Below are 13,569 nucleotides of genomic sequence, written 5' to 3'. Positions count from 1 at the left end.
TTTAGCAGGCATTCACTTTTTCTGAATATCATTATGTTATATTATACCAATATGCGTTTTAAATGCACAACAGCTTACCTATTACTTGTATTGAGGATGTGACTACTTATGTTAGATGGTATAGTTATCGGTGGTTGATTGAGCGTTATCATTATGTATTAAAAAGTGGGTGTGGCATTGAGAAGCTACAATTAGAAACAGCAAAAAGGTTAGAAATGGCTTTAGCTACTTATTCTATTGTAGCTTGTTTGCTTTACATTACTTATGAAGCTCGGCTCGCGACCGATTCCAGTTGTGAAATTCTGTTAGAGCCTCCAGAATGGCAGGCTCTTTATGCAACAATTTATCACAAAATTTATCCTCATTCTTACCCACCGACTTTAGGAGAAGCGGTTGGTTGGATTGCTAAATTGGGAGGTTTTTTGGGACGGAAACATGATGGTGTTCCAAGAGTTAAGACTTTGTGGCGTGGATTGAGAAGATTGGATGATATTACGATGGGTTGGCTGCTATTTAATCAACTTAAAACAACTTGAATCGGTATGTTTAGAGGTTTAAAATAGCTGTTATGACAAATTATGTTGATGATCTAAGTAATAATTTTGGTAAACCGCCGCCAAGGGCAGAAAAACATTAGATTGCTGTTTGTCCAAAATGTGCTATCGGGAAAAACCCCCAGATCCCTTGAGCAAACTCATTACAAGAGGCAGATATCAATGAACATTTTTTGCAGGATAATTGCCATTCAATCAGAAGCGAGATCCCCAATGGCTCCTACACAAGTAGTTACTTTTGTCAAATTTCTTGTTAAGAAAGATGTTTATAAAGCATAGCTTAATAAGGGGGGGGACAAGAGCATTCTCAAAGTCCCCCTTTTTAAGGGGGATTTAGGGGGATCTCCGGGGCAATCAAACACGCCCTCGGCGGTTGAAACCGCGTCTACACGAACGAAGTCCCTCTCTAAGAGACTAAGAGTCCATAACATAAATTTAAAAATTTGTCAATGTCTAATTATCTCTGAAAAAGTCCGCTATTCACAGTTTATATTCGGCAGTATGCAGTTACATTGTTAGCTAAATGATGTAATAACTTTATTGGATAGGAGTTTTTCGAGTGAACGCTGCCGAACAAGCCAAAAATATAGAACTTACGAGCAAAATTGCTGCGGTTGTTAATTTATTCAAGTCCGAATTCCCGGATGCAAAAGTCGATTTGAAACCTTGGATGAATGACGCAGATACCAGGGAACTTGTCGATCCAGATTCGATCGACATTGGCTTTCATTTTCCCGGTAGAAGTCGTTTGCTGCAAAGCCGCAGCATCTTGATTCAAATCCGATTTTACCAAGATCCGGTGGAAGGATATCGGCGGGCGATCGGGGTTGAGGCGGCCGGTTACGATCATAACGGTCAGCAGTGGCGCTTTTCTACCGTAGAAAATTGGGATTTTGTGGGTGAAACTGAACCTGTTGCGGAGTCTGCCGAAAAGCTTAAACACTTTTGCCGCGAGATATTCAATTTGTTTAATAGCTAATATTAATTTCTGGTTAATTACACATCATAAATCAGGCTTTTAGTAAGGACTTTAGTCCTTATTAAGGCTTGTAGTGAGGACTTTAGTCCGTATTAAATTAAATTGTCCTTGATGGAAAAAACTAAAGTCCTCACTACGAACCGGATTTTAAGTTGGGATTGTCGCAATTCTCGATCGACCTACAGCCAACCGCATAAACAGATTTGTACGTTGTCGATCGCTTGCCAAACAAAGTATAGCGGTTATCGCGGACTTGTTCGTACAGGCGATCGCCCATCCACTTCATCCCCGGCATAGCGCGGTAAGCCGCCACAAACACCTCACCAGCAGGCATTATCCGCCCGATTTCCTCCGCCGCATCGCTACCTTGCCAGCGTTTTTCTAGATTCTGTGAATCTATCAAAATCATCCCCATTTCGCAGTCATCGGCAGTGATCCCAAAGCGATCTAATCCCTCTAAATCTTGCATAGAAATATACTCAAAATTCTGCCCTCGATCTAAGTTTTCGAGTAACTGCACCAAGGTGACGCAGAGATTGCAATTGCCGTCGTAAATTACCTTATAATTCATTGGTAATGGTAAATTCAGTAAACTACAGTCAACAGTCAACAGTCAATAGTCAATAGTCAACAGTCAATAGTCAACAGTCAATAGTCAACAGTCAACTAACTTCTAGCAACAGGAATCTCGATCGCAAATTCCGTACCTTGACCCGGTGCAGAATGACATTTAAGCTGACCGCCGTGCTTTTCTACCACAATTTGATAGCTGATAGACAACCCCAAACCCGTACCTTTACCGGGTTCTTTTGTAGTAAAAAACGGATCGAACAGCCTTTGATGAACCTCTGCTGGAATCCCCGGCCCGTTGTCAGCAATCCGAATCACAATATGAGAAGCATCCCCAACAGAATCATCCGCAACAGCATCCTGTTCGTATTTTACATCAGTACAAATCCGCAGCGTCGGCGAAGGACAAGAAGGAATAGGCGCAAGTTCCCCATCTGCCCAATGTCCCGTGTCCATTGCTTCTTCCAAAGCATCTATTGCATTACCGATAATATTCATAAAAACCTGATTCAACTGTCCGGCATAACACTGTACGCGAGGCAAATCACCAAACTCTTTGACTAGCGTAATTTTCGGATGTCCTGCAGTTTCTTTTAACCTGTGCTGCAAAATCAACAAAGTGCTGTCAATCCCTTCGTGAATGTCAACCTGTTTTTGTTCGGCTTCATCCAATCGCGAAAAATTCTTCAGCGACAGCACAATTTGACGAATTCGCTCGGCTCCCATTTTCATTGATGTTAACAGTTTCGGTAAATCTTTGAGCAGAAAATTTAAATCTACATCATCTATCTCTTGTTGAATTGTTGCTGTCGGTTGCGGATATTCCTGCTGGTAAAGTTGAAGCATTTTTAGCAAGTCTTTAAAGTAATCGTCAGCGTGCATGACGTTGCCGTAAATAAAGCTAACTGGATTGTTGATTTCGTGAGCTACACCAGCTACTAACTGCCCCAAACTCACCATTTTTTCATTTTGAACCATCATGCTTTGAGTTTTGTGCACGTCCCGCAGCGCTTTGGCAAGTTCTTCATTTTTATTCCTCAATTGACTTTCCGAAAGGCGCACTGCTTCTTCTGCTTGTTTGCGATCGGTAATATCTTTGCGAATTGCTACATATTGATGGGGTTCTCCGTTAGAATTTAAGCAAGGTACAATAGTTGTATCCAACCAGAATAATGTGCCGTCTTTAGCTTGATTTTTCATCTCTCCCCGCCAAACATTTCCTTGGCGAATGGTAGACCAAAGATGCTTGAAAAAATCCGGTGAATGATAAGCTGAATTGACAAGTCTGTGGGTTTTGCCGATCAAGTCTTCTCGATTGTATTTAAAGAGTTCGCAAAATTGGTTGTTGACATAGGTAATGACACCGAATTCGTCGGTATTCGAGACGATCGCAGATTCATCTAATGCAAATTTTTCAAATTCTAATTCTTGGAGAGTTTGTCGGAGTTCGGCTTCGGCTTGTTTGCGATCGCTAATATCGGTAATCATCCGCAAAACACCTGAAAATTCGCCTTTGTCATCGAACATCGGCGTCGCCGAGACGATCGCCCACAAGTGAGATCCATCAGAGCGAGTAAACTTAAAATCGTGGCGTTCCCGAATACCTTGTCGCCTGCGTTTTACGTAACCTTCAGCTATTTCCCTCGCCTCGTCGTCGATAAACTCAAATAGCGATCGCCCCAGCATCTCCTCCACAGTATACCCCAGCATTTCGGCCATCCGAGAGTTAGCAAAAGTCGTAGTGCTATCACCGTCAAACATCCAAACGCCCTCCGAAGCCGTCTCGACAATGCAGCGGTAATAACTCTCGCTCTCCCTCACTGTTGCCTCTGCTTGCTTGCGATCGGTAATATCAGTTTCTACCGCAATAAAACCTTCTAGTTCCCCAGTTTCTTGATAAATCGGCACGATCGACATCGCCACCCAATAACCTTTTCCATCCTTGCTGTAATTGTAAATTTCCTGATTAAACGGTTCACCTGTCGCCAAAGCCGATCGCAGTTGAGCAATAGCTAGCGGGTCTGTTTGAGGGCCTTGCAATACATCACCAGGTTTTTTTCCCTGCATTTCTGCAAGCACGTAACCGCTAATCCGAGTAAATCCTTCATTCACCCATTCTATACAGCCTTGAGCATCAGTAATAATCACACCATTTTGCGTTTTTTGAGCCACGATCGCCAACCGCAACAATTCTGTTTCAGTTTTTTTACTTTCCGTAATATCTTGAGCAATACCCAGAATGTACTTAGGCGTACCCGAACTGTCAAACAAAGGAACTTTTTTGGCCTGCAAAATCCGCTTTCCCCGGCGCGGTAGTTGAATAGTTTGTTCTGGCAAATCCACACATTTTCCCGTAGCCAATACTTCTAAATCTTGTGTTTGCAAGTAATTTGCCTGCTCTGCTTCCAACAAATTAGCAGCATTGTTATTAAGCACTTCATCGCTGGAATAGCCAAATAAATTTTCGCTGGCTTTATTCCAATAAATAAATTTTTGTTCCGTAGCATCTTTAATAAACACGCTAATCGGCAGATTTTGCAGTACCGCATTCAGAAAATCTTCTGTATTTCGCAGTTGTTCCTCAGCTTGTTTGCGCTCCGTAATATCCCAAATCACTCCGTCGATATAAAAAACCCGAGACTGAAAATTTGCGGGCGAAATCGGCGAATCCGCAGCAGACAAAAAACCCTCAATTTTCCCTTGTCCCTCTTGTTTTCCTCTAGCCTCATCCACCTCGCCGCCAACAGATCGGCCTTTTTCGCAAACCCAGCTAATTTCACCGTCAGCCCGGACAATACGGTATTCAAGAATGTACGGAGTTTGTGTTGCTACACTTTTTTGGACAGCAGCATCCACATTTTTGCAGTCTTGAGGATGGATAATGCTGGCAAAAGAACGGACGCGATCGTTGATAAAATCAGAAGATGGATAGCCTGATATTTCTTGAATTGCCTCGCTCAAAAACGCCATTGTCCGTGTTGTGAATCCGCCGTCGCCCGTACCCTCGCAGGTACATCGGTAGACAGCACCGGGAATATTAGCTACTAAGTTTTTATAGCGTGCTTCGCTGCTTAACAAAGCTGAGTTGTCTTCGTTATGGCGATCGCTGTTATTAAATTTAGAAGAATTCGAGGAAGTTTGCATAATTTGGTCACTTGTGAGTGTGGGGGCAAGTGTTAGAGTAGATGCCTGTATAAAAAATGAATTTAATTGGGACAATAATCCGCTATCAACTAATATAGTACAAAATTACTTGGACTAACATTCAAAAAATTTTATTCTGGCTAATAGGCAAAGCTAATCAAAGATATTATGTAGAACGCAGAAGGCCGTTCGCCAAGGGATTTGATAACGGATTTAAGGGATTTAACGCATGGATGTTCGGGAAATATTTTTCCGATTCTCCCCTTGAGACTATCTCCCTCTTTCCCCATCGGACTATTCTCCCCATATCGCCCAATACGGTTCACTTAACATATTTATCCCCCGGAGATCCCCCTAAATCCCCCTTAAGAAGGGGGACTTTGAGAGCATTCTTGTCCCACCCCCTACTCCCCTTTTTAAGGGGTGTGCCAGGGAGATCGTCTTAAGTAAACCGTATTGCCATATCGCCATCTTCCCCGATCTCCATCCCGAACACCTGTGTTTTACTTTTGATCTGGCGCAGTCTTAAGCTCGCAGTGTAACAAAAAATACTTTGTGGCAAACTTTACAGATGCTCTCTCCCCATTACACCATTAGACTATCTCCCCCCGCTGCCACTTCCCCAATTCCCCACTCTCGTTAGAATAAGAGAAGTTGCCTTGCTATCGATCGCCCTCAAACAAAAACCATGACTCAACAACAACCCCGGATTTGCATTCTCGGCGGAGGCTTTGGCGGACTCTACACAGCCCTGCGCTTGAGTCAGTTACCCTTCTCCAAAGCCGAAAAACCCGAAATAGTCCTAGTCGATCGGCGCGATCGCTTCCTGTTCGTTCCCCTGCTGTACGAACTCCTCACCGGTGAACTCCAAACCTGGGAAATCGCCCCGCCGTTTGCCGAACTATTGGAAAACACAGGCGTGCGCTTTTGTCAAGGCACTGTATCGGGCATCGACTTAGACCAGAAGCGAGTGGAGTTACGCGACGGGCCAGAAATTCCGTGCGATCGCCTCGTTTTAGCTTTAGGCGGCGAAACCCCTCTAGATATGGTAAAAGGAGCCGTTGAATACGCTTATTCGTTCCGCACCCTCAAGGACGCCTACGGCTTGGAAGAAAGACTGCGGTTTCTAGAAGCCAGCAATACCGACAAAATTCGGGTGGCGATCGTCGGTGCCGGTTATTCGGGAGTAGAATTAGCTTGTAAATTGGCCGATCGACTCGGAGACAAAGGCCGCATCCGGTTAGTCGAACAAAGCAACACAATTCTGCAGACATCGCCAGAGTTCAACCGCGAAGCCGCCAACAAAGCACTAGAAAAACGCAAAGTGTGGATCGACTTAGAAACATCAGTAGAGGCGATCGAATCCGACACCATATCCTTACTGTACAAAGGACAATTAGACGTTCTCCCCGTAGACATAGTATTGTGGACAGTAGGAACTCAAGTTAGTCAAGCAGTGCGATCGCTACCCCTCAAACAAAACCGTCGCGGTCAACTAATAGTGAATCCGCAGATGCAAATTATCGACCATCCCGACATATTTGCCTTGGGAGACATAGCAGAATGTCACGATGCAACCGGTCAAAAAGTCCCCTCCACCGCTCAAACAGCATTCCAGCAAGCCGACTACACCGCCTGGAACATTTGGGCCTCGTTGAGCGATCGTCCATTACTACCTTTCCGCTACCAGCCGCTAGGAGAAATGATGACATTAGGAATAGACAACGCCACCCTCACAGGTTTAGGAATCAAACTCGACGGACAACTAGCACACATTGCTCGCCGCCTAGCCTATCTCTATCGGATGCCCACATTTGACCACCAAATAAAAGTTGGATTCAACTGGATTAGTAAACCAATTCAGGATTTACTTAAAAAGTAATAGATAAGACGGCGAATAGAATTCGCGTCTACACAAACGATGTCCGCCTCCGCGGACGGAAAAAAATAACTTAATTCCATTCGCCCAATCTTCTTCTGATTCTTCAACCTGCGGAGGCAGGTTTTGTTTGTGTAGACGCGAATTCCATTCGCCCGGTCTTCTATTACTCCTTTTCAAATTCATTCTAACTAATGACAAAAATTATTTTTTTAGATGCCGCCGGTACACTGTTTGACGTTCGCGGCAGCGTCGGCGAGGTATATGGAAAATTAGCCAGCAATTGGGGAATAACTGTTTCTAACGAAGAGTTAAATGCAGCATTTTCCCAAAGTTTTGCCACAGCCAGTCCGATGGCATTTCCTGGGATAGAAGCAGCAAAAATTCCCCAGCTAGAATTTGAATGGTGGCTGACAGTTTCCGCGAAAGCATTTCAAATAGCAGGCGTTTTCCATCAATTCTCAGACTTTCCAAATTTCTTTGCCGAACTCTACGCTCATTTTGCCACCGCCGAACCTTGGTTTGTCTATCCCGATGTATTCCCCGCCTTAAATAGGTGGCAGCAACAAGGAATTGAATTAGCCGTAGTATCGAATTTTGATTCGCGAATTTATGCAGTCTTAAAAGCATTAAATTTAGCAGAATATTTCACATCGGTGACAATTTCTACCGAAGTAGGTGCTGCTAAACCAGATTATAAGATTTTCACGGCAGCTTTACAAAAGCACAACTATATTGCTGAAGATGTGTTGCATATTGGCGATAGTTTTAAGGCTGATTATTGTGGTGCTAAAAATTCTGGGTTAAAGGCAATTTGGTTGAATCGCCACCAGGAAATACTAGATTTAGAAAAGTTAAATTTTCCGAATGTGGAGGAATTTGCTAGTTTGGATTTGATCTAAATATGATTTTTATGATGTTAAGTTTATGATTTTTATGAATTGACTTTAAAAATTATTTATTGAATAATATGGATAATTTAACCGCAGAGGGCGCAGAGGGCGCGGAGGAAGAGAAGAGAGGGGTGATTTATATATCTGATTTTTACTGGAAAACTCTATGGAAACTCGACTTACTCAAGTTCAGTTAGCACAGGTTGTCGCTGAAATCGATAGGTTATCAAACCAGCGTGATTTAGAATTGGGGACTGATCAGGTAAGAGAAATTTTACGGGAGTTGAATTTGCCTGATGAACTTCTGGAAGATGCGATCGCCCAAATGCACCGCCGCGAGGCCTTGGAAAAACAGCAGCGACGGAATCGTTGGATTGCGATCGCCTCGACTGCGGTTGTGATTTCGGCGATCGCGATCGGCATTCTATTCGGGCAAAATCGACAGCAGCAAAATGCTGGAGTTGCGTCAACAGAAGACAGGATTTCGCTATCGAAAAAGGGTGGTGATAGCCTCAGTCAAGTCAATCGTCAAATCAATCCCCGCATCTACTACCAGGTGACGTTGAAAAATGCTCCGATCGGCAATCGGTTGTCTCTGCAATGCGACTGGACTAATCCGAGTGGTCAAATTGTTCATCAGAACAAGTATCAGACTCGCACGATCGATACATCAGTTTGGAATACTTACTGTTTTTATGACCTCGGATCTGCTTCCTTGCAGGGAAACTGGGAGGTTCGGATGTCTCTGGATGGGCGCGCGATCGGCAGTGAACCTTTCGTGGTGAAATAGATATGGGTGCGATCGGCAAACCTGCACATTTCATCGGCTACTGGGGACAAGCCGATCTCACAAAAACCCTTAGCCGTTTAGTGCCTAATTACTTTATCCGATCGGGCAAATTGTCAGAATGGGCGATCGCCTCTGCATCAATCCTCGCGGCTGACACAGTGACGCTGAATGCTTGCGGGCGATTTCAACCGACGGATTTTCCGGGAGATGTTTGGGCTGGAGTGGAAACGGGACAGCTACGGCTGGGGCGCGATCCGTTTGGGCGCGTGCCACTTTACTGGATGCAGTTGGCAAAAACGATTTGGTTTTCGACTCAAATGCAATTGCTGCTACCGCTGATTGATTCTCCTGAAGTGAGTCCGATCGCCCTACACAGTTATGCTTGTTTTTCCTATGTACCAACGCCGTTAACTGCGATCGAGCAAATTGCATCTGTAGCAGCCGGAACCGAAATCGTTTGGGAAATCGCCGATGTTCAGTCTCAGCCGAAAGTGAGATCGCTGAAATCAGCTTGGAAAGAAGCGCCGCAATTACTGCGGAGTGAAGATGAGGCGATCGCACAATTGCAAACGCTGTTACAACAGGCGATCGATCGACAGGTGGCTGATTTGCCGATCGACGAACCAGTCGGCGTTTTGCTATCAGGCGGGATTGATTCTTCCCTAGTGACAGCGCTGCTAGTCAAAGCAGGCTTGAAAGTCCGCGCCTATGCCCTCGATTTTGGTGTCGAAAGCTATTCCGAATTGCCCTACGCGCAACAGGTTGCCGACTTTTTCGGGATTCCGCTAATCCGAGTGGCGGCGACGGGCGATGCAATCTTGGGCGCGATCGGGCCAACCGCCAAAGCCCTAGATTCACCCTACGGAGACGGCACAACAGCCCCGCTGTTTTTGCTCAAACAGGCGGCGGCGCAAGACGTGCGAGTTGTATTCAATGGCGAAAACGGCGATCAGCTATTTGCCGGATGGACAAACAAACCCTTGATTGCTAACGGAGTTTACAGCGCAGAACATCCAGCCGGCAAAGAAACCTTTGAACAGCAGTATTTGCGGACATTCCAGCGATTTTATGGTTATGAAAAACAAATTTTTACGCCCAGTTTTTTATCAAAGAGGCTCGATCGCACTCAATCCCACGATTTAAGCGTTTACCTGCAAGATGCGATCGGTACCGACACCTGTCCCTCCCTGCTAGCCAAACTGCGGCGGGCTTCGCTGATGCTCAAAGGTGCCCAAAATATCCAGCCGAGGGCCACCGCATTGGGCTTTGCTTGCGGTTTGTGGGTGCGATCGCCCTTCTGCGACCCCGACCTCACGGACTGGACGTTTCAACTCCCTGGCGAGCTGCTACTGCAAGGTGCGTGCGAAAAATACATCCTCAAAAAAGCCTCCGAACGTTGGTTGCCACCGGAAATTGTCTGGCGGGAAAAACGCGGGATGGGTGTGCCGTTGAAGGTGTGGTATTACCGGGAGTTTTGGAGTGCGATCGGATCTCGGCTGAATCCGAATGTACTGCGATCGCAAAAATCCTGGCAACCGCATTTAGCCGACTCGATGTTATCGGGAAAACTCGGAGTTGCCATGCGCGATCGATATATTGGCAACAATCTCTGGTTGCTGCTGATGTGGCAAGCATGGCGAACCGAAGTGTTAGGCGAAATTCCGGTTGGGCGATCGCTGGATCATGTTTTTTGGTTGCCACCGGCGATCGGACAACGCATTTGGAAATATCGAAGGAGGTTAACAGTTGACAGTTGACAGTTGACTGTTGGCAGTTGACTGTTGACAGTTGACTGTTGATATGGTCGGGGCGGGTTTATAAATTTGTTGGCTTTGAATTTGAGAATACTGGTGAACCCGTCCCTACAAGATATGGAATTATATCAGAACAGATCCATCGGACTTGATATAACCTCCGTTACATCCGTTACATCCGCTACAAAATCCGTTGCCGAACTTCTTCCTTATGATTGAATCTCTGCTAAATAATGAAACCAAAATACATTCGCCGCCGTGCTCCGAAGCAATCGCCAAGCGACTGTTATCAACCTACGGTTCGCCGCTTTACGTGTATCAAGCCGATCGCCTTTTTCAAACCCTAGAACACATTACGCGATCGATCGACTATCCGCACGTTCAGTTTCATTTTGCCACTGTCACCAACGGCAATATTGCTCTGTTGCAACTGATTCAGCCAACTGGTTGGGGGCTGCACGCGAATACGCCCGGTGATGTTTTTTTAGGACTGAAAGCGGGTTTTACGGGCGATCGCATTGTCTACACTGGCAGTAACCTCAACCGGGCGGATATTCAGCAACTGATTGAATGGAAGATCGATCGATTCAACTTCGATAGCCTGTCGCAACTCCAGGATTTTTGCGAATATTCGCGCAGTCAACCGCGATTAATCTGTCCCGAAATTGGACTGCGGCTCAACTTACCGGAATTGACGGGAGACAGCCGCATCGGACTCAATCCCGCTGAATTTGAAAAAGCCCACGAAATCGCGCAGCAGCATGGTTTTAGCATCACTGGACTGCATTTTTATCGGGGGACTGGAACTAATGCCACTGGTGCTTTTACGCAAGTAATCGATCGCCTAATTGCGATCGCCCAACAGTTACCCGATTGGCGAATTCTCGATTTTGGGGGTGGTTTTGGCTATCCCTATCGAGGCGGTGCGGTGTTTGACTGGGGGGAGTTTGGTACGGCGATTACTGAACGATTGAGTGCGCTATCTCGCCCGATCGAGTTAGTGATTGAACCGGGACGATCCGCGATCGCAGGTTGCGGTATTTTGCTAGCAAAAGTTGTGTCTGTGAAGTGGTTGGGCGAGCGGCAAATAGTCGGAGTCGATACCACTGTATCAAATCTATCAGTGCCTGCGGTACACGGAGGCTATCGGGCGATCGCAACTTGGGAAACCGGCGATGTATCGCGATATGAAACCGATATTTGCGGCAACACGACTTATTCGCGGGATTATTTGGGGCGCAATTGTTGGCTACCGAAACTGCAAATTGGAGATGCGATCGCCATTTTGGATAGTGGGGCTTACGGTTATGCGATGTCGTCGCATTTTCTGCACCGCCCCCGCCCTGCTGAGGTGTTGATTGATGCTAAGGGCGATCGATTAATTCGACAGCGAGAAGACTATTCCATCTTGTTAAACGGGCAAATCTTTTAAACCGAATTATTCATCTCTCTCTTCTCTTCCTCTGTGCCCTCTGCGCCCTCTGCGGTTAAATCATTCCGAAACAACCGTAAACGACATAAATCCATTAAATTAATCAGGAGTAACCGAAATGGGAATGAAATGCGTCCAGTGTAACACCGACAACAATTTGCGCGATCGTACCACCAACTCAGGGCGCTGTAAGAATTGCAACCATCCCTTTGTATTTGATCCCACTACTATCACCGATCAAAAAATCGCATTTACCGATCCATTCTTCAAGAATGCGATCGCAGATATCTCCAGCCAAAATATGTTATTTTTTACGCCCAAACAGTTTTTGTATTTGATGGATAAACGGCTAAAAAATCGCACGTCATCTAACCTCTGGAAGTGGACTTTAGAATATTTGATCCAGAGCTTGATAATTCTAATCGTTGGCGGTTTATTCATGAGCTATATTTTTTCTGATACTGTGGGATTTTTGATAGTCTGGGCAGTTTTAAATATTATTTGGATTGGGGGCTTTTTTGCCAAAAGCAAATCTACCGAGCAAAGTGCTCGCAACAGAAGAATTAATGCCACAAATTTACAAACTTTAGGAATAATTATTTTAGTAACAGGCATTTCAGCAAGCTTGATACTGAACTATGTCCCAGGATACATCGCAGCGATCGCCCTAGGACTATTTTCCTACTGGCTGGGCATTTCACAAAAAAATAGTCCACAGATAACTGGTGAAATATTTCTAGTCAATCAAGCCCAGAGCGATAAATGGCTGCGAGACTGGCAAAGAGTAAACGGTACACTAGAAAAACTCCTCCCTGCACCTCGCCAACAAGCTTTATCCGCCAGCATCGATCCAGAAATTAGCGCCTACAGTTTCGATCGCGCAATCATCTGCGACAGTGACGAAACCGCCCAATTCCTGATTGCCAACAACGTCCATTTTGAGAACAACTGCGCCATTCTCAGCATCAGCGGCTATCCCCAAAGCATCTTCGACACAGTAATCGCAATGCTGCGACGCAATGCGGATTTAAAAGTCTATGCGCTGCACGATGCGAATCCTGCTGGAGTTAGTTTAGTCCATCAATTACGAACCAGTCCAAACTGGTTTGCAAATCAAGCTGTCACAATTTTTGATTTAGGCATTTCTCCCCGTCAAATCTTGGAAACCCGCGATATGTTTGTACAGCAATCTCAAACAATGGCACAAAGCGCTCGTCAATTACCCGACGCTGTGAGGCAAGGTTTAACAGCAGAAGAACTAGCGTGGCTAAATGCCGGCAATTTCGTGGAATTGGAATCTTTTACGCCGCAGCGGTTGTTGCGCGTGGTGAATTATGGACTTGCTCAGAGTGGAGATCCGCAGAGCAATGAAGGCTTAATATTAGTCGATAATTCTGTGGGATATGGCGGCGGCTATGTGTTTGTTTCCGATAGTTTTGGTTAACGGCGTATTTTAAAACTTTTAGGACTTAGGCAGAAACCGGGTTTTTTACGAAAATATTGCATTTGAGTCTTTAAAATTGGTAAAGATCCGGTTTTTTTGAGATTTATGGTAATATCCGTTACAGTTGGAT

Annotated in this window: 9 protein-coding genes and 1 pseudogene; 8 read left to right on the top strand and 2 right to left on the bottom strand. The window is 45.3% G+C overall.

The features are described from left to right. Positions 1-71 precede the first annotated feature (71 nt). Both QUB13_RS22235 and QUB13_RS22230 read left to right on the top strand, forming a co-directional pair. A pseudogene (locus tag QUB13_RS22235) lies at positions 72-536 on the top strand (IS4 family transposase); the annotation flags it as partial. 577 nt (positions 537-1,113) lie between these two features. Next, on the top strand, positions 1,114-1,533 hold the full coding sequence (locus QUB13_RS22230) for a hypothetical protein (protein ID WP_333384855.1): 420 nt from the start codon (positions 1,114-1,116) through the stop codon (positions 1,531-1,533). 133 nt (positions 1,534-1,666) lie between these two features. Here the strand turns inward: QUB13_RS22230 and QUB13_RS22225 are convergent, their stop codons facing one another. Together QUB13_RS22225 and QUB13_RS22220 are read right to left on the bottom strand one after the other, a co-directional pair. Further along, positions 1,667-2,104, bottom strand: coding sequence for a thiol-disulfide oxidoreductase DCC family protein (locus tag QUB13_RS22225; protein WP_333384852.1), 438 nt, complete (start codon positions 2,102-2,104; stop codon positions 1,667-1,669). A gap of 95 nt (positions 2,105-2,199) precedes the next feature. Then, the gene (locus QUB13_RS22220; RefSeq protein ID WP_333384849.1) at positions 2,200-5,247 is read right to left on the bottom strand and encodes a PAS domain S-box protein; all 3,048 of its coding nucleotides are present in this window, start codon (positions 5,245-5,247) and stop codon (positions 2,200-2,202) included. Positions 5,248-5,935: 688 nt separating this feature from the next. Here QUB13_RS22220 and QUB13_RS22215 point away from each other — a divergent pair. The 6 genes from QUB13_RS22215 (at position 5,936) to QUB13_RS22190 (ending at position 13,439) form a co-directional block, all read left to right on the top strand. Next, positions 5,936-7,129: an NAD(P)/FAD-dependent oxidoreductase gene (locus tag QUB13_RS22215; protein ID WP_333384847.1), complete on the top strand. Its 1,194-nt coding sequence runs from the start codon at positions 5,936-5,938 to the stop codon at positions 7,127-7,129. Positions 7,130-7,320: 191 nt separating this feature from the next. Beyond that, positions 7,321-8,028 carry an HAD-IA family hydrolase gene (locus tag QUB13_RS22210; RefSeq protein WP_333384844.1) on the top strand — a complete coding sequence of 236 codons (708 nt, stop codon included), beginning with the start codon at positions 7,321-7,323 and terminating at the stop codon, positions 8,026-8,028. 157 nt (positions 8,029-8,185) lie between these two features. Beyond that, positions 8,186-8,809, top strand: coding sequence for a DUF3859 domain-containing protein (locus QUB13_RS22205; RefSeq protein WP_333384841.1), 624 nt, complete (start codon positions 8,186-8,188; stop codon positions 8,807-8,809). Positions 8,810-8,811: 2 nt separating this feature from the next. Continuing rightward, entirely contained in the window at positions 8,812-10,566 is a 1,755-nt protein-coding gene (locus tag QUB13_RS22200) for an asparagine synthetase B family protein (RefSeq protein WP_333384839.1), read from the top strand. Between the two features lie 208 nt (positions 10,567-10,774). Next, positions 10,775-11,995, top strand: a complete 1,221-nt coding sequence (locus QUB13_RS22195; RefSeq protein ID WP_333384837.1) for a diaminopimelate decarboxylase family protein — start codon at positions 10,775-10,777, stop codon at positions 11,993-11,995. Between the two features lie 124 nt (positions 11,996-12,119). Continuing rightward, positions 12,120-13,439, top strand: a complete 1,320-nt coding sequence (locus QUB13_RS22190) for a hypothetical protein (RefSeq protein WP_333384834.1) — start codon at positions 12,120-12,122, stop codon at positions 13,437-13,439. Positions 13,440-13,569: the final 130 nt, after the last annotated feature.

The sequence above is a fragment of the Microcoleus sp. B4-D4 genome, from assembly GCF_036705185.1.
Taxonomy (GTDB): domain Bacteria; phylum Cyanobacteriota; class Cyanobacteriia; order Cyanobacteriales; family Microcoleaceae; genus Microcoleus.
The sequence above is the reverse complement of the archived record's forward strand: the minus strand, read 5'-3'. Positions and strand labels throughout refer to the sequence as shown.

Excerpts from the sequence above, each read along its gene's own strand:
- QUB13_RS22220 (WP_333384849.1), bottom strand. The coding sequence starts at position 5,247 with ATGCAAACTTCCTCGAATTCTTCTAAATTTAATAACAGCGATCGCCAT.
- QUB13_RS22190 (WP_333384834.1), top strand. The coding sequence starts at position 12,120 with ATGAAATGCGTCCAGTGTAACACCGACAACAATTTGCGCGATCGTACC.
- QUB13_RS22210 (WP_333384844.1), top strand. The coding sequence starts at position 7,321 with ATGACAAAAATTATTTTTTTAGATGCCGCCGGTACACTGTTTGACGTT.
- QUB13_RS22205 (WP_333384841.1), top strand. The coding sequence starts at position 8,186 with ATGGAAACTCGACTTACTCAAGTTCAGTTAGCACAGGTTGTCGCTGAA.
- QUB13_RS22225 (WP_333384852.1), bottom strand. The coding sequence starts at position 2,104 with ATGAATTATAAGGTAATTTACGACGGCAATTGCAATCTCTGCGTCACC.
- QUB13_RS22215 (WP_333384847.1), top strand. The coding sequence starts at position 5,936 with ATGACTCAACAACAACCCCGGATTTGCATTCTCGGCGGAGGCTTTGGC.
- QUB13_RS22200 (WP_333384839.1), top strand. The coding sequence starts at position 8,812 with ATGGGTGCGATCGGCAAACCTGCACATTTCATCGGCTACTGGGGACAA.
- QUB13_RS22195 (WP_333384837.1), top strand. The coding sequence starts at position 10,775 with ATGATTGAATCTCTGCTAAATAATGAAACCAAAATACATTCGCCGCCG.